A 326-nucleotide genomic window follows, 5' to 3' on the forward strand; every position below is an offset into this window, starting at 1 on the left:
GCGTGCGACGCGCAGGGCAACGTCGATATCGCCGATCTCAAGGCGAAGGCCGAGCAGCACGCGAACGACCTCGCGGCGATCATGATCACGTATCCGTCGACGCACGGCGTGTTCGAGCAGAACGTGCGCGAGATCTGCGAGATCGTCCATGCGCACGGCGGCCAGGTGTACGTCGACGGCGCGAACATGAACGCGATGGTCGGCCTCACCGCGCCGGGCCAGTTCGGCGGCGACGTGTCGCACCTGAACCTGCACAAGACCTTCTGCATCCCGCACGGCTGCGGCGGCCCGGGCGTCGGCGCGGTCGCGGTCGGCCCGCACCTCGC

General features: G+C 69.3%; 1 pseudogene. It reads left to right on the forward strand.

Features of this window, described 5'->3' with window-relative positions:
* A pseudogene (locus SB752_RS32155) lies at nucleotides 1–326 on the forward strand (aminomethyl-transferring glycine dehydrogenase subunit GcvPB); the annotation flags it as partial.

The organism is Brevibacillus sp. SIMBA_040 (assembly GCF_046535075.1).
Lineage (GTDB): Bacteria > Bacillota > Bacilli > Brevibacillales > Brevibacillaceae > Brevibacillus.